Genomic DNA, 18312 nt, shown 5'->3' on the forward strand with positions numbered 1-18312 from the left:
CGCCAGATCCGTCTTGCGCTCCGAACAGGTCGAGCCAATGCACTGATACGAGGCATCGCCTCAACAGTTTGGTGTCGCGCAAAATGCACGAAATCGGCGACTGGTTTCAACGGCTCTACGAAACGACGGGGCTGAATTTCTCCGTATTCTACGATGCCTACGATTGGGACCGCTATTTCGGCGGGCTCAAGATGACGTTGCTTCTGAGCGTCACGACCATCCTGCTGAGCCTCATCATCGGCGCGGTCGGCGCCTTGCTGCAGGGCAGTCCGTCCATGCTGCTGCGGTTGCCCGTCAACGCTTTCGTGGTGGTGTTCCGCAACACGCCGCCGCTGGTCCAGATCTTCTTTTTCTATTTCGGCCTCGGCACCATGCTCCCGGCGGTCGAGGCGGCGGGCATGCGCGTTCCGCTGCTGAGCAACGTCCAATGGGCCATCATTTCGCTGTCGCTGTTCGCGGGCGCCTTCAACGTCGAAATCTTCCGCTCCGGCATCGAGGCGGTGCCGAGGACGACGCTGGAAGCCGCGGAGGCGCTCGGATACACGCGCCTCAAGGCTTACGTCCATATCGTCCTTCCGCTGGCCATTCGCGTCTGCCTTCCCGCACTGAACAACAACCTCGTCAACCTGCTCAAGACGACCACCCTCGCCTACGCGATCGCCGTTCCCGAGACGCTGTATGCGGTCAAGCAGATCTGGTCGGAATCGCAGAACGTCTTCGAAATGATGGTCGTATTGCTGGCGACCTACGGCATCCTTGTCGGCGTCCTCGTCTGGCTGATGCATCGCTGGGAGCGGGCGATGCGCATCCCGGGATACGCCCGATGAAAGGCGCCCAGCCCGAGCACAGGCTTGCCGTCCTTCTGCCGTATCGTCCCGTGCCGACCCGGATGTCCGTTCGGATCGGCCCGCTGGCCGCCGCGATCCTCGGTTTCTGCGCCATCATGGCCGCGTCCACCGCGTGGGCGCAGACCGGACCGGCGGTGCTGTCCCCGCTGCAAGTCATTGTGAAGTGGTCGCCGCTGCTGCTGCGCGGGTTCGCCTTCAACATCCTGATCTCCCTGCTGGCCATGCTGCTGGGGACCGTCGCCGGGCTTGGCCTGGGTCTGGGGTTGTTGTCGGAGTTTCGACCGCTCGCCGCCGTCAGCTGGCTCCTGACTCAATTCTTCCGCAACGCGCCCTGGCTGGTGCTGCTGTTCTTCGTCATGTTTCTGGTGCCCTTCCAGGTCACCCTCTTCAAGACCACCATCCCGTTACCGGACTGGATCAAGGCAACGGTCGGCTTCGCATTGCCTGTCATGGCGAATGTCGCCGAGGTCGTGCGCGGTGCCGTCCGCTCCATTCCGTCGACGCAATGGGAGGCGGCGGAATCGCTCTCGTTCACACGGCGCCAGACGATGTGGCTGATCATGCTGCCACAGTGCATCAAGCGCATGCTGCCGCCCTGGATGAACGTCTATGCGCTGGTCGCGATGTCGACGGTGCTGGCATCGATCGTCGGTGTTTCGGAAATGCTCACCCTGACTGCGCAGGTGCATGCCGCCGAAGGCGGCAGGCCGGAGCTGTTCGCGCCGCTCTACGGTTTCGCGCTGCTGTGTTTCTTTCTCTACTGTTATCCGATCAACCTCTGGACCGCGCGTCTCGAGCGTCGGTTCCGCATACGCTGAGGAAGCAGTGCATGGCCACGAGCTGGACTCCGGATCAGCCCATCGTCCAATGCGTCGACGTCAGAAAGTCGTTCGGAGCTCTCGAGGTCCTGAAAGGCATCAGCCTGTCGGTCAAAAAGAGCGAGGTGATCTGTATCATCGGCCCGTCCGGATCAGGGAAATCCACGCTGATCCGCTGCATTAATGCGCTCCAGCCGATCACGTCCGGCAGCATTCAGATCGAAGGCATCGAGGTGTCCGATCCCAGGCTCGACAAGCTGGCGCTGCGCCGCAAGGTCGGGATGGTGTTTCAGCAGTACAATCTTTTCCCGCACAAGACCGCGCTCCAGAACGTGATGATGGCGCCGATCCATGTTCTCGGCCAGAAACGTGCCGAGGTCGAAGCGCGCGCCCGGGCGCTGCTTGCCAAGGTTCGGCTCGCGGGGAAGGAGGATACCTATCCCGGTGAGCTCTCCGGCGGACAGCAGCAGCGCGTGGCCATCGCCCGCTCGCTGGCGATGCGACCGGACATCATGCTGTTCGACGAAGTTACGGCCGCCCTCGATCCGGAAACGGTCAAGGAGGTCCTGGTCACCATCCGGGAGCTGGCCGAGGATGGCATGACATGCCTCCTCGTCACCCATGAGATGAACTTCGCGCGTGAGGTCGCCGATCACGTCTACTTCACCGACCGCGGTGTGATCGTCGAGCACGGGCCGCCGGAAGCCTTGTTTACGGCGGCCAAGGACGAACGAACGCAGCGGTTTCTGTCGCAGGTCCTCTGAGTTCGCCGGCGCGCCGCCCTTCGGCGCCCCCGGCAGGAGGCGCTACTTCCCCGCCGCCTTGCGCAGCGCCTCGTTGATGCGGTCCTGCCAGCCGGGACCGCCCTGCTGGAAGAACTCCAGCACGTCCTGGTCGATGCGCAGCGTGACCTGCTCCTTGATTCCCGGCGCCACGTTCGGCTTCGGTGGCGCCACGGCGACCTTGGCGGTCACCTTCTTGAACGCCGCTTCGGCCTCCGACCGCGCATCGCCAAGCGTGCGCGGCCGCCTCGGTTGATCCGTCATGTCCTAGATTCCCTCAAACAGAGCCGTCGAAAGATACCGCTCGGAGAAGGACGGCACTATAGCCAGAATGGTTTTTCCCGCAGCTTCCGGCCGCTTGCCGATCTGGAGCGCCGCCGCGATCGCCGCGCCCGAGGAGATGCCGCCGGGAATGCCCTCATGCCGCGCCAGCGCCCGGGTGGTCTCGATTGCGGTCGTCGAGTTGATCTTCACGATCTCGTCAATCACCGAGCGGTCGAGGATGTCGGGCACGAAGCCGGCGCCGATGCCCTGGATCTTGTGCGGCGTGTGCTGGCCGCCTGAGAGCACCGGGCTTTCCTCCGGCTCGACCGCCACGACCCGCAGGGACGGCTTGCGCGGCTTGAGCACCTGGCCGACGCCGGTGATGGTGCCGCCGGTACCGACGCCGGCGACGAAGAAATCGACGTTGCCGCCGGTGTCGTTCCAGATCTCCTCGGCGGTGGTGCGGCGGTGCACCTCGGGATTGGCGAGGTTCTTGAACTGCTGCGGCATGACCGAATTCGGCGTCGTCTTCAGGAGCTCCTCGGCGGTCGCGATCGCGCCCTTCATGCCCTGCGCTGCCGGCGTCAGCACCAGCTCTGCGCCGAGAAAGGCCAGCATCTTGCGCCGCTCGATCGACATCGATTCCGGCATCACCAGCTTGAGCCGGTAACCACGCGAGGCCGCGACGAAGGCGAGCGCGATGCCGGTGTTGCCCGAGGTCGGCTCGATCAGCACGGTGTCAGGCTTGACGATGCCGGCCTTCTCCATCGCGATGATCATGGCCGCGCCGATGCGGTCCTTCACGCTCGCGGCGGGATTGAAATATTCAAGTTTTGCCAAAATCGTCGCGTTGACGCCGTGCATGCCCGGCAGCCGCTGCAAGCGCACGATCGGCGTGTCGCCAAAGGCCTCGACGATCGAAGAGTAGATCCGGCCGCGGCCGGGCTGGTGCGCTGCACCCGTGTTGGACGATGCGTCCATGATGAACTCCCTGTGACGACAATTTCTGTTTCTGCAGCGTCTCTTGTGCAGTAACGGACAGCTTGGGACGACACGCAAGCGACAATGCGGCACATGTTAAATACGCTGCATCGCAAAATCGCGTGAGCTGTAATTATCAGAAAACCAACGCATTTGTGTTGCGACCTCGTCAACTGATTCGGTCTATGTTAGGCTTAGGTCTCAAAGCCAGAGAGGTCACCACGATGTCAGCAGTCGCTGAAGTGTTGTCGACCGTCGCACATCACCGCGCCCCGCGTTGCAGCGAGTTGCCGACCTGCCCGGTCTGCGCCGACTCGATGGTCGCCGCCGAAGCATCCGCCTACATCTCTGACCATATGATCAGCTATCTCTGGACCTGCGACAATTGCGGCTATGGCTTCGTGACCAAGCACGCCGTCAAGCAGCGGATCGTCTGCAACTGACTAGCGCGGGGCGATGTCGCCCCTCGCCCAGTCTTGGCGCGTACGCTGGTAGAACTCGTCGAACGTCCCGTGTGCGATCGCGTCCCTGATGCCCTGCATCAGGAACTGGTAGTAGGCGATATTGATCTCGGAGAGCAGCATGGCGCCCAGCGTCTCGCCCGCCTTGACGAGATGATGCAGGTAGGCGCGCGCGTAGTTGCGCGCCGACGGCCAGGAACTCGCTTCGTCGAGCGGACGCGGATCGTCGGCGTGGCGCGCGTTGCGCAAATTGACCTGGCCGAAGCGCGTGAAGGCAACGCCATGACGGCCATTGCGCGTCGGCATCACGCAATCGAACATGTCGATGCCGCGCTTGACCGCTTCGAGGATGTCGTCGGGCGTGCCGACGCCCATCAGGTAGCGCGGCCGCTCTCTCGGCAGCATCGGTGCGGTCTCGTCGATCATCGCCAGCATCACCGCCTGCGGCTCGCCGACGGCAAGTCCGCCGATCGCATAGCCGTGGAAGCCGATTGCGACGAGGCCTTCGGCGCTGGCGTGACGAAGCTGCGGCACGTCGCCGCCCTGCACGATGCCGAACAGCATGTAACCGTCGGGCGCACTCTCGAATGCGCGCTTGCTTCGCTCGGCCCAGCGCAGCGACAGCCGCATCGCCCGTTCGATGTCGTCCCGCTCGGCCGGCAGCCGTACGCATTCGTCCATCTGCATGGCAATGTCGGAGCCGAGGAAGCGCTGCACCTCGATCGAGCGCTCCGGTGACAGCTCGACCTTGGCGCCGTCGATATGCGAACGGAATGTGACGGCGTTCTCGGTGACCTTGCGCAGGTCCGACAGCGACATCACCTGGAATCCGCCGGAATCCGTCAGCATCGGCCCGTTCCAGCCAGTGAACCGCTGCAGGCCGCCGAGCGCCGAGATCCGCTCGGCGCCGGGACGCAGCATCAGATGATAGGTGTTGCCGAGCACGATGTCGGCGCCGGCCTCGCGCACCTCGCGCCAGTGCATGCCCTTCATGGCGCCGGCGGTTCCGACCGGCATGAAGGCCGGCGTCCGCACCACGCCATGCGGCGTGGTCAGGCGCCCGGTGCGCGCGGCGCCATCGGTGGCGAGCAGTTCGAAATGATTGGGTAGACCGGTGTCAGGAAGATTCATGGTCGTGCTTATTGCGTGTCGGAAGAGGCTGATCAACCCGCTCGGACCACGCCAGAGCCGGCTTGTGGCTCAGAGCGGGACACATTTGACGCCGACTTGATCGCCCGGCGCGCTTGCCAAACAAAACGATACAGTGTAGTTTTTGCGCGGGGCTGGACGAGATGCCGCGGTGAATTTTGCCGGCGGCAGTATTTGCGTGATCGCCAGCCACCGACAATGCCCTCCGCTTCATCTTCGACCGAAATGTCCGGCCCCTCGCGCGGCTGGATCAGACAGACAGGCGCCCGCCTGACCGGATTCCTGGTTCTGGCGTGCAGCCTGGCACTCGGCGCCTGCACCTCCCTGCCCCGCACGCCCTATACGGCCGCTGAGGCCAGCACGTCGCGCGTGCTCGATATCGACGGCTTGCGCCGCTACGCCGACGAGCCCGTCACGAAATTCAGCTTCGAGAAGGACACCAGCACCGCGACGAAGTCCTATCTGGCGCTCTCCGGCGGCGGCGCCGATGGCGCCTACGGCGTCGGCGTGCTCAACGGCTGGACCACGGCGCGCACCCGGCCGACCTTCTCGGTCGTCTCGGGCGTGAGCACCGGCGGTCTGATCGCACCGTTTGCGTATCTCGGCTCGCAATATGACGACACGCTCAGGGAGCTCTACACCAGCGGCATCGCGGAGAGCCTCCTGAGCGATCCCAGCATCATGCGTGTGCTGTTCGGATCCGGCCTGTTCGGCAACACGCGGCTGCGCGAGCTCGTCGCCCGCTATGTCGGGCCGGAGATCATGGCGCAGGTCGCGCGTGAAAACGCCAAGGGCCGAAAGCTGCTGGTGGTGACCACCGATCTCGACACCCAGCGGACCGCCATCTGGGACATGGGCAAGATCGCAGCGGTCGGAACACCCGAGGCGCTAAAACTGTTTCGCGACGTGATGGCGGCCTCCGCCAGCATTCCCCTGGTGTTTCCGCCTATCATGATCGACGCCGAAGGCCAGGGCCGCAGATTTCAGGAGATGCATGTCGACGGCGGCGTGACGGCGCCGGTGCTGACGCTGCCGGAAGCCCTGCTCTCCCAGGACCGCCTGCCCGGCAACGCGCGGATGAACATCTACATCCTCGTCAACAAGAAGATCGAACGCAATTTCGAGCTCGTGTCCAACAGCACCATCGACGTGGCCTCGCGCAGCCTGTCGTCGATCACCCAGTCGCAGACGCGCTCGATCATCTTCTCGACCTATGATTTCGCCAAGCGCAACAATCTCGGCTTCCACCTCTCCTACATCGCGCGCGATTACCCCGCGCCGCCTTCGGAAGGGTTCGACACCGCCTATATGCGGGCGCTGTATCAGTACGGATACGAGAAGGCTGCCTCCGGCCAGGCCTGGACTTCGAAGCTGCCGTAGTGATCTCTCGTGACGGAACGAGACCGTGCCGAAACCGTTGAAGATATGGCCAATTCGGCCAGATTCGCGATGACGCCCCCGCTCCCGCGCGATATAGAGCAAATGACGACGATTAGAAGCGCGCAGGAATCATTGGGCATGGGATTGACTGCGACCAGGACAAAACCGGCGGCGCCACGGCGCGAGGTGCCGAAATCACGCGGCGGCCGTCCGACGAAGACCGCTGCGATCGAGCGCGATCAGCGGCTGATCGAGGTCGCCACCCGCCTGTTCCTGGACCGCGGCTTCGACGCGACCTCGCTCGACGCGGTCGCGGAAGCCGCTCGGGTCAGCAAACCCACCGTCTATTCCCGTTACGGGGACAAGCGTGGCCTGTTTGCCGCCGTGCTGAGGCGCGAAATCGCGCGCTGGCTTGCGCCGCTATCGGCAGCCGCCGAGACCCAGATCTCCAGCGCTTCGGACATTTCGGTCGAGCAGAGGCTGGTCGAGATCGGGCGCGAGATGCTGACCTTCACCTGCGGGCCCGATGCCGTCGCATTCAGCCGCATGATGACGTCACAGGCCATCAACTTCCCCGACATCGCCAAGCTCGGCAAGGAGGAAGGCTGGCTGAAGGCCGTCGCAACCACCGCCCGCTTCTTCGACCGTCTGGTGGCGCAGGGCGCACTCGACGTCGACGACACCACGATCGCGGCAGAGGTGTTCCTCGACGTCGTCGTCGGTCACACCCACCGCCTGGCGACGTTCGGCACGGCGCTGGAATTGAAGGCCGCCGAGAAGCGCATGCGCGCGGCGATCAAGCTGTTCCTGGCCGGCGCGCTGGGACCAGCAGACCGCATCCAGAGCGCCGCAAAGGGCACACAGCGGCGGCGCCCGTCCCGCTGACAATTCCGTGAGGTAGTGACGTTTCCCCCTGGAGGTTACGCCCGCGTCGTTGACCAAAACAAAACGATACGGTATGGTTTAGTTATAAGCGATACGGACCGCTTTTTCACCAGCCCCAAAGAGGTCCGTCCCGCCCAAGATCGCCGTGCCGGGTTCAGCCCGCTGCGACGCTCCGCGGCCGGCCGATGCCCAAGGTCGGCCGCGAATTCTTTACGATCATCCGGCACACTCGCTGGCCGAGGGTTTCGAGCATGACGACAGCCAAACGATTGACCTCGCGATTGCTTGCGATCGCCTTGCCGGCGCTGCTCCTTGCCGCGCCGGCGCAGGCGACCGTGGCCGCGGGCACGCCAACCGCGCTTCACGGCGACACAGATGGTGATGCTGAAGCAGACCGCCAAGCGGTCAGCCGCGAAATCGAACGATTCCGCAGCTCGTCGATCTCGATCGGCCAGGCCATGGCGATTGCGGAAGCCCGTCATGCCGGTGCCACGACGGCGGATGTGAGTTTCGACGGAGCCTCCGGCGTGCCGGTCTACCGGGTGAAGACCCTGCACAACGACCGCATCTGGCGCCACACCATCAACGCCGCAACCGGCGAGCTCGTCGGCGGCGAAGCCGCCCTCCCCCTCGCCGAGCTCGATCTCGACGACCGCAGCAACCTCGCGGCGCTCGGTGCCATCAAGCACCGCCTTGCGGATGCCGTGCACGTCGCCGAACGTGCGGCCTCGGGCAAGGCGATCAGCGGCGGACTGGTGCGCGAACGCGGCCGGCTGAATTTCGCGATCGTCGTCATCAGCGGCGACAACCTCAAGGAGGTCATCCTGGAGCCGCCGGGCGCCCGGGCGAAATAGCGGCGGCCACAATCCCGCCGAAAAGCCATTGACGGGCGCGAAACTCTCCCGCATAAGTCGCCGCCATGTTCACGACCACCAAACGCACGACTAAAACCACCACGGCCTTCGGGGCCCGGGGAGGCGTGCGCGCGTAGGTCGTCGACTTAAACGCAATCCACTCTACCGAAGCTCCGACCTCTGGTCCGGGGCTTTTTTGTTGTCTTCAGCTCAATGCAATGGAGGAGAATGTGAGTAACGATCCCGTCGTCGCGATTGTCGGCGTCACCGGTGCGGTGGGCGCCGAATTCATCGCCACCATGGACAAGCGCGGCTTTCGCGTCGGCAAGCTCAAGGCGCTCGCAAGCGCCCGCTCGGCCGGCAAGACGGTATCGTTCCGCGGGCAGGACGTCGTCATCGAAGAGCTCACCGAGCGCGCCTTCGAGGGCGTCGACATCGCCCTGTTCTCCGCCGGCGGCAGCATCTCCAAGAAGTTCGCGCCAATCGCGGTGAAGGCCGGCGCCGTCGTGGTCGACAACTCCTCCGCCTTCCGCATGGACCCGAACGTGCCGCTGGTGATCCCCGAGATCAACGCGAACCGCATCCGCGACCACAAGGGCATCATCGCCAACCCGAACTGCGCCGCCATCACCGCGCTGGTGCCGCTCTGGCCGATCCACCAGACGAACCGCATCAAGCGCGTCATCATCTCGACCTACCAGGCGGCCTCCGGCGCCGGCGCCGCCGCGATGGACGAGCTCGTCGAGTCCACCCGCGCCAATCTCAACGGGCAGGTCTATACGCCCAAGGTGATGCCGCACCCTTACGCCTTCAATCTCTTCAACCACAACACCGCCGTCGATCCTGAAACCGGCTACAACGACGAAGAGACCAAGGTCATCAACGAAACCCGCAAGATCTTCGAGGACGAGAAGATCGCGATCGGCGTCACCTGCGTCCGCGTGCCGGTGCTGCGCGCCCATTGCGAGGCGATCACCTTCGAATGCGAGAAGCCGATCAGCGAGGACCAGGTCCGTGCCATCATGGCGCAGGCGCCCGGCGTGAAGCTCGTCGACGACCGCGTGAAGAACTACTTCCCGATGCCGATCGACGCCTCGGGCCAGGACGATGTCCTGGTCGGCCGCATCCGCAAGGATCTCAGCGATCCCTCAGGGCATTCGATCTCGATGTTCGTGGCGGCGGACCAGCTGCTCAAGGGCGCCGCGCTGAACGCGGTGCAGATCGCGGAGTTGTTGCCGCAGCGGGTGATGGCGTAACGGAAGGTGCGTAGGGTGGGCAAAGGCGCGCAAGCGCCGTGCCCACCACTTCTCTCGCGCATTTAAGAAAGATGGTGGGCACGCTTCGCTTTGCCCACCCTACGGCGCCGAAATTAGTGGCGCCCGAAACAACAAGCACGCATCCCCGTACGAATAGAACCGGTACCCTTCCGCAATCGCGTGCGCATACGCTCGCTGCATCGCCTCGAGCCCGGAGAACGCCGACACCAGCATGAACAGCGTCGACTTCGGCAAATGGAAATTGGTCAGCAGGATATCGACGGCACGGAAGCGATAGCCGGGGGTGATGAAGATCGACGTCTCGGCTGTGAACGGCCGGATGGTGCCGTCCTCGCCGGCCGCGCTTTCGAGCAGCCGCAGTGACGTCGTGCCGACGGCGATGATGCGCCCGCCATTCTGCCGTGCGGTGTTGAGCCGCTCCGCCGTCTCGGCCGAGATCGTCCCCCACTCAGCATGCATCTTGTGGCCTTCGGTGTCGTCCGCCTTCACCGGCAGGAACGTTCCGGCACCGACGTGCAGCGTGACGCGGTTGATGCCGACGCCGCGATCGCGCAGCGCCTGCTCCAGCGCCGGGGTGAAATGCAGGCCCGCGGTGGGAGCCGCGACGGCGCCTTCGTTCGCAGCAAACATGGTCTGGTAGTCCGCGAGGTCCTGATCGTCGGGCGCACGCTTGGAGGCGATATAGGGCGGCAGCGGCGGGCTGCCGAGATCTTCGATCGCCTGATCCAGCGCCGGGCCGTGAAACGAGAATGACAGTGTCACTTCACCATCGGTGCCCTTGGCCTCGACCTCGGCGTCGAGATGGCCGAGCAGGCAAACCTTGCCCTCGTTGCCGAAGCGGATGCGGTCGCCTGCCACGAGCTTTTTTGCCGGCTTCACCAGCGCCTGCCAACGGGAACCATCGAGGCGCTTGATCAGCGTCGCCTCGATCTTGGGCTCGGTCTCGCGGCCGATGCGGCGGCCCTTGAGCTGCGCCGCGATCACCTTGGTGTCGTTGACGACGAGCTGGTCGCCCGCCTTCAGCCATTGCGGCAGCTCGGAAATGAGCTGGTCGCGCAGCGCGCCACCTTCCACGACCAGCATCTTCGCGGAGTCGCGCGGGCTCGCCGGGCGCAACGCGATGCGCTCGGCGGGCAGATCGAAATTGAAGAGATCAGTGCGCATGTCGGGCTCAGCGCCACGCAGTCAGACCCTCATGGTGAGGAGGCGCCTAGCGCCGTCTCGAACCATGAAGGCCGAGCTGCAACAGCGGGGCCTTCATCCTTCGAGACGCGCGTTCCGCGCTCCTCAGGATGAGGGTTGAGCGGTCACTCCGCGTCCGCGGCCATCCGCGCCTTGACGATCTTGTCGGGGTTCTGGACGGGCTCGCCGCGCTTGATCTTGTCGACGTTCTCCATGCCCTCGGTGACCTTGCCCCACACCGTGTACTGGTTGTCGAGGAAGCGGGCGTCGTCGAAGACGATGAAGAACTGGCTGTCGCCGGAATCGGGGCTGGCGGCGCGGGCCATCGAGGTGGTGCCGCGCACATGCGGTTCCTTGTTGAATTCCGCCTTCAGCTTCTTGCCGGAGCCGCCGGTGCCGGTGCCCTGCGGGCAGCCGGTCTGCGCCATGAAGCCCTCGATCACGCGGTGGAACACGATGCCGTCGTAAAAGCCCTCGCGGACCAGTTCCTTGATGCGCGCGACGTGGCCGGGCGCGAGATCGGGCCGCATCTCGATGGTGACGGGGCCCTGCGTGGTCTCGAGGATCAGGGTGTTTTCGGTGACGCTCATGCTCGTCTCTCTTGCGTTGGGGGTGAAGTCTTCCGGTTACGGAACTGGATCGCGAATGGACGTCCCGCGGCGGCGCCGGCCATTGCATCGGTAAATGGCATCGGCGTGCAGCGTTGCAGCGCCTCCATCACGGCGACCCGGTATTGCAGCCGGTCATTGTCGGAGGCCTCCGCGGATTCATAGGTAATCCTCGGATGGCCCAAAATGTTTCCGGCCCGGTTAAAGCTCACGACGACGGTGATGTCGATAGGGCGAGCCTTGCTGGGCGGCGGCGGCTTCCAGCAGGTCCGCAAGTGCTGGAAGATGTCCTGGATGGTGTTGACCTCTGCGTCTCCGGCGGCCGCGCCGGAAACGCCTGAAAGCAGCAGCGCGGCAGCCAGCAGAAGCCTATTGCCATAGCGCGCCATGGCCCCATCCTATTTGATGTCGGAAGCGACCTGGACCTTCACCATCTTGTCGGGATCGGCGACGGCGCCGCCGGCCGAACCGGGCGGTGCCTTCTTCAGCTTGTCGACGACGTCCATGCCCTGCACGACCTCGCCGATCACGGTGTACTGGTTATCGAGGCTGCCGCCGTCCGCGAACATGATGAAGAACTGCGAGTTGGCGCTGTCGACGCTGTCGCCGCGCCGCGCCATCCCGACGATGCCGCGGGCGAAATGAACCTTGGAGAATTCCTGCTTCAGGTTCGGATATTTCGAGCCGCCGGTGCCGTTGAATTTCTCGCCGTCGCCGGTCTGGGCCATGAAGCCGTCCATGACGCGATGGAAGGGCACGTTGTTGTAATAGCCCTCGCGCGCGAGCTGCTTGATGCGCTCGGCATGTTGGGGCGCAATGTCGTTCCGCAGCTTGATGACGATGCGGCCCTTGGTGGTGTCGATGACGATGGCGTTGGCCTTGTCGAGATTGGCCGGCAATTGCTGCGCCACCGCCGGGACCGCGCTGAAGAGCGCGGCAAAGATCGTGGCAAGAATTGCGAGACGACGGATCATGAGAACTCCGGATCAGGTAGGATGAAGAATTGCGCCGTTATCCGGCGAATTTGGCCTTGAGCAGGTTGGCGACGAGCGGCGGCACGAAGGTCGAGATATCTCCGCCCATGGCCGCGATTTGACGCACCAACGTGCCGGTAATTGGGCGGACGGCCGGAGAGGCCGGCAGGAACACGGTTTGGACGTCGGGCGCCATGGCGCCGTTCATCCCGGCGAGCTGCATCTCGTAGTCGAGGTCGGTGCCATCGCGCAGACCCCGAATCATGACAGTCGCGCCGTGCCTGCGTGCCGCGGTGACCGCAAGATCGTCGTAGGTCACGGCCTCAAGCGTACAGCCGACCTGGGCCGCGACCGGCCCGCAGACGTCATGGAGCATCTTGAGCCGCTCCTCGGTTGAGAACAGCGGCTTCTTGCCGGGATGGACCCCGATCGCGACCACGAGCCGATCGCACAGGGGGACACTGTTCCGGACCACGTCCAGATGGCCGTTGGTGATGGGGTCAAAGGAACCCGGATAGAAGGCGATACGCGGCATGTCCCCGTCCTACCGCGCCCGGCCCGGCCCGGCAAGCCAGACGGGTTCCCTGCCGGTTTTTCGGCGGCGCCGAGTCGGAATCCCCCGAATTGTTTCGTCCTCGGGACGGCCATGAAACAAAACGAAGTGCGAACGAAACCATTTCGGGCGTCCGCGAAGACGTCCGGAAACTGGCCATGGTTACTAATCCACCCAACGAATGACGGGCCGCACAACTGGGCGTAGCGGCCGCATCACAGGGGACCGTCAATGATCAAGACCATCTCGGCCATCGCTATTGCTGCGTTCGTTGCCGCCGCTCTCACCGTCCTTCCCGGTTTCGCTCCGACCGTCGAGGCGAGCGTCCCGCAGCCGCTGGCCAAGAGCGACCGTCTCGATATCCGCACCGTCGGCAAGGACTGCTCGCAGCAGGCCTGGCCGAACTTCGAGGCGTCCTGCCTGCGCCAGGCCGGCACCAAGGCCAATATCCGCGAGGCGCGTCTCGTGACCGCCGACCGGACCCCGTAGTCGAACCTGTCAGCTTCGCGTTATATAAACCCCGAGATAAATCCCATGGATATTTGCGACGTCTCGTCGCAGACTGTCTGATACTCGCGCCCGTCGGAATGGCCCGGCGGGCGCGATCCCATCGGGGGGTCGACCTTGTCCAGTACGCCCGCAGTCGTTTCCGGCCATCACCCTGACCCTCTGCCGATTGCCATGACCATGGGCGCCCTCGGGGTGGTCTATGGCGATATCGGCACCAGCCCCCTCTACGCCCTGAAGGAAGCCGCCAAGGCGGCCGCCCATGGCGCTACGGTGACTCCCGAAGCTGTCCTGGGCGTTGCCTCGCTGATCCTCTGGGCCCTGCTGCTGATCATCTCGCTGAAATATGCGCTTCTGATCCTGCGCGCGGACAATCGCGGCGAAGGCGGCATCGTCGCGCTGCTGGCGCTGCTCCACGCCCGCCACGCCCAGTCCGGCACCTGGCGCGCGCATCTCCTGGTGGTCGGCCTCGTCGGCGCTGCTCTCCTTTATGGCGACGGCGCGATCACCCCGGCGATCTCGGTGCTCTCAGCCATCGAAGGCCTCAAGGTCGATGCGCCCTCGCTCGCGCCGGTCGTCGTGCCCATCACCGTCGCCATCCTGATCGGGCTGTTCATGATCCAGAAGCAGGGCACGGGCTTCATCGGCCGCATCTTCGGGCCGGTGATGCTGGCCTGGTTCTTCGTGCTGGCCGCGCTCGGCGTCCACGGCATCGTCAAGGCCCCGGCTGTGCTCGCGGCACTGAGCCCGCTCTATGCCTTCAACTTCCTGATCCACCAGGACTTCCACATCTCCTTCGCGATCCTCGGCGCCGCCTTCCTGGCGGTGACCGGCGGCGAAGCCATGTACGCCGACATGGGGCATTTCGGCCGCTTCCCGATCCGGCTCGCCTGGTTCGCGATCTGCCTGCCCGCGTTGGTGCTGAACTATTTTGGGCAGGCCGCGCTGCTGATCACCGATCCCGCGATGATCGAGAACCCCTTCTTTCAGCTCTGCCCGGACGCCCTGCACTATCCGCTGGTCGCCTTCTCGGCGCTCGCGACCGTGATCGCCTCGCAGGCGATCATCTCCGGCGTGTTCTCGCTGACCCAGCAATCGATCCAGCTCGGCTTCCTGCCGCGCATGCAGATCCGCCACACCACGAGCCACGCGATGGGCCAGATCTACGTGCCGCTGGTGAACTGGCTGCTCGCTGCAGCAACGCTCGGCGCGGTCCTGAGCTTCGGCACCTCGGAAGCACTCGCCGGCGCCTACGGCATCGCGGTGTCGCTGCTGATGGCGATCACCACGCTGCTCGCGGCCCTGGTCGCGATCCAGTGGGGCTATTCGCCGTGGATCGTGGTCGCCGTCAACGGCTTCTTCTTCGTGATCGACGTGATCTTCTTCTCCGCCAATTCGATCAAGCTGTTCGAGGGCGGCTGGTTTCCGCTGCTGCTCGCGGCCCTCGTCGCCTTCATGATGCTGACCTGGCGCAGCGGCGTGAAGCTGGTCGAGGCGGCGCGCGCGAAGCTGCGCCAGCCCGAGGAGGACCTGATCGAGACCGCGGTCAACAAGTGCAGGGCCAGACTGCCCGGGACCGCCGTCTTCCTGGCATCCGCCCCGCGCGGCGTGCCGCTGGCGCTGACGCAATTCGTCAAGCACAACCACGTGCTGCATGAGCGCATCGTCCTCGTCACTGTGCTGATCGAGGAATCCCCGCACATCACCGATGAAGACCGCGCCGAGGTGATCGAGATCGTTCCCGGTATCACCCGCGTGGTCCTGCATTACGGTTTCATGCAGAATCCGACGATCTATGCCGGCCTGACGCTCGCCTGCCGCCAAGGCAAGCTGCCCGGCATCGACCTCTCCGACATCACCTACTATGTCGGCCGCGAGACCATCATCCCGAGCGAGGACATTCCGGGCATGTGGGTCTGGCGCGAAGGCCTGTTCGCCTTCCTCCAGCGCAACGCCGAACGCTCCGCCGCGTTCTTCGGCGTGCCGACCAGGCAGGTGGTGGAGTTCGGGACCGAGCTGGAGATCTGATCATCGTGTGGATTGCCCGTTCAGGGCAAGGCAGGCTTCGCACCACGCGTCTCGATGAGATGCCGATCACCGACAGGTAGAGCTCGTCACGCCCGCTTACCCGGGAGTGTGCGACATTCGCGCGCACCTCAATCTTGTCTGGCCCATCACCAGCCATACGCAGCAACAAATTCCAATGTTTTGTCGATCAGTTAGCTTCGCTTTTTTAGAAGTTCTAAGAATGCCTCCAATTATGACGTTTCGAGTGATTCAAAATTCGTCCAACTCGACGCTCGCAGTGTCGCCATCTAACACGCGCGCGGGTGCGAAGTCGCGTGAGGTCAGAAGGATCATCCCGCCGGCGCGGCGATCGCCGGATGGGGCGCTGACATGGAATGCGATGGACACGGCCTGCGTGGTCGTGCGGACTATTTTTTAAGGAACACTTTCAAGAGCACAGCCAGCGCACTCGCGCTTGGCTGCTTGCTGATGGCCGTCACGCCGGTGAACGCGCAGACCGCCGGCCAGTCCGGTGCATCCGCGTTGCCGCCGGTGACGGTCAACGCACCCGTTCAGCGCGCGCAACGTCCGGTCCAGGTCCGGCGCAACGCATCGGCGCGGCGCAGTGCGAGCCAGCGGTCCGCTCAACAGGCCAACCGTTCGACAGTACAGCCGGAGCTCCAAGCGCTGGTGGGAACAGCAGCGCGCGTCAACGCCGGCACCAACGGGTTCGTCGCCACCCGCGCCTCCGGCGCCACCAAGACGGATGCGCCGATCATGTCGACGCCGGCATCGATCGCCGTCATCACTCGCGACGAAATGAATGTGCGGCAGGCGCAGAGCATCCGCGACCTCTTGCGCTACGCGCCAGGAATCTATTTCAGCAACGATACCGATTTCCGCTTTCAGAACGTCAGCGCTCGCGGCTTCAGCCTCGAAACATATCTGGACGGGCTGCGGCTCCAGGGCGGACCGTTCGGTGCGCCGCGGGTCGATCCCTATTTGCTCGAGCGCGCCGAGGTGATCACCGGGCCGGCATCAATTCTCTACGGCGCCGCCTCGCCCGGCGGCATCCTCAACCTCGTCAGCAAGCGCCCGACTGAAAATCCGTTCGGAGAAGTCTCCCTGCAAACCGGCTCGTTCAACCGGATCCAGGGCGCCTTCGATGTCGGCGGCCCCGTCGACAAGGACAAGACGCTGCTCTACCGCGTCACCGGTATCGGCCTCAACGCCGACACCCAGGTCGACAATATCGGCGAGCAAAGATTTTCGATCGCGCCGGCCTGGACGTGGCGTCCGAGTATCGACACCACCATCACCTTCCTGACGAGCTACCGGCAGGACCCGAAGGGTGGTGCCTTCGCGCTCTTGCCGATCCAGGGCACGCTGGTGCCGGGGACGTTCGGGCAGATCCCGCGCAATTTCTTTGCCGGCGATCTCAACTACGAGACTCTCAAATACAAGCAGGCAACCGCCGGCTACGAGTTCGAGCATCGTTTCGACGACGTCTTCACGGTGCGCCAGAACGTACGCTACCTGAACAATGAGCTCAGCTATGTCGAGGTGCAGCCCGGCGGGTTCACGACGACGGGCGCGGGCGGCACGCTCCGGCTGGTCGACGGCCGCACGATCAACCGGAGCTACTTTTCGACCAACGAGAACCTCGACACATTCGCTGCCGACAACCAGCTCCAGGCCAAGTTCAACATGGGACCGTTGCAGCATACGGTCCTCGCAGGGGTCGACTACCAGCGGTTCGACTTCAACAATCTCGCCCGCTTCGCGGCCACCAACACGCTCGACATCCTGGCGCCGAATTACACGCAGAGCATCGCCGTCCCCACGGCGCTCTTCCAGAACCTCGACCAGCACCTGTCGCAGCGCGGCCTCTACGTCCAGGACGAGGCCAGGCTCGGCCGGCTCACCGTGCTCGGCGGAGTCCGCTACGACTGGGCCGAGGGTAATACCCTGGCGCAGAACACCGGCGTTCGCGTCCTGAACGACGACCAGAAGCCAACCGGCCGCATTGGCGCGATCTACAATTTCGACAACGGCATTGCGCCCTATGTCAGCTACTCGACCTCGTTCCAGCCGACCTCGGTCGGCACGCTGCTGAACGGCCAGCCGTTCAAGCCGACCACCGGCGAGCAGTATGAAGGCGGCGTGAAGTATCAGCCGGTCGGGACCAATCTGATGTTCACTGCCGCGGTCTACGATCTCAAGCAGCAGAACGTGGCAACGGTCATCAGCGGCCCCGGCATTCCCGCCAACACCACGGCGCAGGTTGGCGAGGTCAGCTCGCGCGGGTTCGAAGGATCCGTCGTCGGCAGCCCCCTGCCCGGCCTGAGCCTGCGCGGGCAGTACTCCTATCTCGACAACCGGATCAGCTCGCCCCAGGACGTGAATTTCGGCAAGCGGCTCGCCAACGTCCCGATGCACACCGCCTCGCTCTGGGCCAACTATCTGGTGCAGGGCGGTCCTGCCACCGGGTTCGGCTTCGGCGGCGGCGTCCGCTACGTACACGACCAACGCCAACAATCTGACGGTTCCGACCATCGTGCCGGGCGTCTTCCTGCCCGCCGCCACGGTGCCGGCCAGCACGGTGTTCGATGCGGTGCTGTCCTATGATTTCGGGATGCGGTATCAGCAGTGGAAGGGCCTCAGTGCGGCGGTGAACGTCAACAACGTGTTCGACAAGACCTATGTCTCGTTATGCACGGCCGGCGGCTGCCGCTGGGCGCTGGGGCGCACGGTGCTGGCGACGCTGACCTACCGGTGGTGA

General features: G+C 64.4%; 20 protein-coding genes. 12 read left to right on the forward strand and 8 right to left on the reverse strand.

The window, feature by feature from the left end; all coding sequences use genetic code 11:
• Positions 1–83: 83 nt before the first annotated feature.
• Genes AB7245_RS23920 through AB7245_RS23930 form a run of 3 tightly spaced genes read left to right on the forward strand, consistent with a single transcriptional unit; the run spans position 84 to position 2430 of the window.
• A complete protein-coding gene (locus AB7245_RS23920) occupies positions 84–827 on the forward strand; it encodes an amino acid ABC transporter permease (RefSeq protein ID WP_085404709.1) in 744 nt (247 codons plus the stop codon).
• Positions 824–1666, forward strand: coding sequence for an amino acid ABC transporter permease (locus AB7245_RS23925; protein ID WP_085404708.1), 843 nt, complete (start codon positions 824–826; stop codon positions 1664–1666). Before AB7245_RS23920 ends, AB7245_RS23925 begins: the two co-directional genes overlap by 4 nt.
• Positions 1667–1677: 11 nt before the next feature.
• On the forward strand, positions 1678–2430 hold the full coding sequence (locus tag AB7245_RS23930; RefSeq protein WP_085404707.1) for an amino acid ABC transporter ATP-binding protein: 753 nt from the start codon (positions 1678–1680) through the stop codon (positions 2428–2430).
• Positions 2431–2472: 42 nt separating this feature from the next.
• On the opposite strand, the gene AB7245_RS23935 is transcribed toward AB7245_RS23930, so the two are convergent.
• Complete coding sequence (locus AB7245_RS23935; protein ID WP_028152108.1) at positions 2473–2712, reverse strand: BrnA antitoxin family protein; 240 nt, start codon at positions 2710–2712, stop codon at positions 2473–2475.
• Positions 2713–2715: 3 nt separating this feature from the next.
• Positions 2716–3693 (reverse strand): cysteine synthase A, encoded by a 978-nt coding sequence (gene cysK / locus AB7245_RS23940; RefSeq protein WP_085404706.1) that lies wholly within the window; start codon positions 3691–3693, stop codon positions 2716–2718.
• Between the two features lie 224 nt (positions 3694–3917).
• Here cysK and AB7245_RS23945 point away from each other — a divergent pair, with 224 nt between their 5' ends.
• A complete protein-coding gene (locus tag AB7245_RS23945; protein ID WP_085404705.1) occupies positions 3918–4136 on the forward strand; it encodes a hypothetical protein in 219 nt (72 codons plus the stop codon).
• Here AB7245_RS23945 and tgt read toward each other — a convergent pair whose 3' ends face one another.
• Positions 4137–5285 carry a tRNA guanosine(34) transglycosylase Tgt gene (tgt, locus tag AB7245_RS23950; protein ID WP_085404704.1) on the reverse strand — a complete coding sequence of 383 codons (1149 nt, stop codon included), beginning with the start codon at positions 5283–5285 and terminating at the stop codon, positions 4137–4139.
• A gap of 243 nt (positions 5286–5528) precedes the next feature.
• Here tgt and AB7245_RS23955 point away from each other — a divergent pair, with 243 nt between their 5' ends.
• The 4 genes from AB7245_RS23955 (at position 5529) to AB7245_RS23970 (ending at position 9678) form a co-directional block, all read left to right on the forward strand.
• Complete coding sequence (locus AB7245_RS23955) at positions 5529–6683, forward strand: patatin-like phospholipase family protein (protein ID WP_085404703.1); 1155 nt, start codon at positions 5529–5531, stop codon at positions 6681–6683.
• Between the two features lie 138 nt (positions 6684–6821).
• Positions 6822–7568, forward strand: a complete 747-nt coding sequence (locus AB7245_RS23960; protein ID WP_085404702.1) for a TetR/AcrR family transcriptional regulator — start codon at positions 6822–6824, stop codon at positions 7566–7568.
• A gap of 251 nt (positions 7569–7819) precedes the next feature.
• Positions 7820–8422, forward strand: coding sequence for a PepSY domain-containing protein (locus AB7245_RS23965; RefSeq protein ID WP_063986357.1), 603 nt, complete (start codon positions 7820–7822; stop codon positions 8420–8422).
• 218 nt (positions 8423–8640) lie between these two features.
• Positions 8641–9678 (forward strand): aspartate-semialdehyde dehydrogenase, encoded by a 1038-nt coding sequence (locus tag AB7245_RS23970; RefSeq protein WP_085404701.1) that lies wholly within the window; start codon positions 8641–8643, stop codon positions 9676–9678.
• A 99-nt stretch (positions 9679–9777) separates the two neighbouring features.
• On the opposite strand, the gene queA is transcribed toward AB7245_RS23970, so the two are convergent.
• The 5 genes from queA to coaD form a co-directional block, all read right to left on the reverse strand.
• A complete protein-coding gene (gene queA / locus AB7245_RS23975) occupies positions 9778–10863 on the reverse strand; it encodes a tRNA preQ1(34) S-adenosylmethionine ribosyltransferase-isomerase QueA (RefSeq protein WP_085404700.1) in 1086 nt (361 codons plus the stop codon).
• 143 nt (positions 10864–11006) lie between these two features.
• On the reverse strand, positions 11007–11471 hold the full coding sequence (locus tag AB7245_RS23980; RefSeq protein WP_071913717.1) for a peptidylprolyl isomerase: 465 nt from the start codon (positions 11469–11471) through the stop codon (positions 11007–11009).
• A complete protein-coding gene (locus AB7245_RS23985) occupies positions 11468–11878 on the reverse strand; it encodes a hypothetical protein (RefSeq protein ID WP_063983169.1) in 411 nt (136 codons plus the stop codon). The genes AB7245_RS23980 and AB7245_RS23985 overlap by 4 nt, the downstream gene beginning before the upstream one ends.
• 9 nt (positions 11879–11887) lie before the next feature.
• Entirely contained in the window at positions 11888–12463 is a 576-nt protein-coding gene (locus tag AB7245_RS23990; RefSeq protein ID WP_085404699.1) for a peptidylprolyl isomerase, read from the reverse strand.
• Positions 12464–12500: 37 nt separating this feature from the next.
• Positions 12501–12998, reverse strand: coding sequence for a pantetheine-phosphate adenylyltransferase (gene coaD / locus AB7245_RS23995; protein ID WP_085404698.1), 498 nt, complete (start codon positions 12996–12998; stop codon positions 12501–12503).
• Positions 12999–13247: 249 nt separating this feature from the next.
• Between coaD and AB7245_RS24000 the strand changes: the two genes are divergently transcribed.
• The 4 genes from AB7245_RS24000 to AB7245_RS24015 all read left to right on the forward strand — a co-directional run bounded on the left by AB7245_RS24000 (position 13248) and on the right by AB7245_RS24015 (position 18312).
• Positions 13248–13505 carry a hypothetical protein gene (locus AB7245_RS24000; protein ID WP_071913713.1) on the forward strand — a complete coding sequence of 86 codons (258 nt, stop codon included), beginning with the start codon at positions 13248–13250 and terminating at the stop codon, positions 13503–13505.
• Between the two features lie 192 nt (positions 13506–13697).
• A complete protein-coding gene (locus AB7245_RS24005) occupies positions 13698–15551 on the forward strand; it encodes a potassium transporter Kup (protein WP_085404697.1) in 1854 nt (617 codons plus the stop codon).
• Positions 15552–16019: 468 nt separating this feature from the next.
• Positions 16020–18158, forward strand: a complete 2139-nt coding sequence (locus tag AB7245_RS24010; RefSeq protein ID WP_439035042.1) for a TonB-dependent siderophore receptor — start codon at positions 16020–16022, stop codon at positions 18156–18158.
• 7 nt (positions 18159–18165) lie between these two features.
• On the forward strand, positions 18166–18312 hold the full coding sequence (locus tag AB7245_RS24015; protein WP_439035043.1) for a hypothetical protein: 147 nt from the start codon (positions 18166–18168) through the stop codon (positions 18310–18312).

Origin of the sequence: Bradyrhizobium sp. 604_D8_N2_3, from assembly GCF_051810765.1 — a bacterium.
In the GTDB taxonomy this organism is placed as follows: domain Bacteria; phylum Pseudomonadota; class Alphaproteobacteria; order Rhizobiales; family Xanthobacteraceae; genus Bradyrhizobium; species Bradyrhizobium barranii.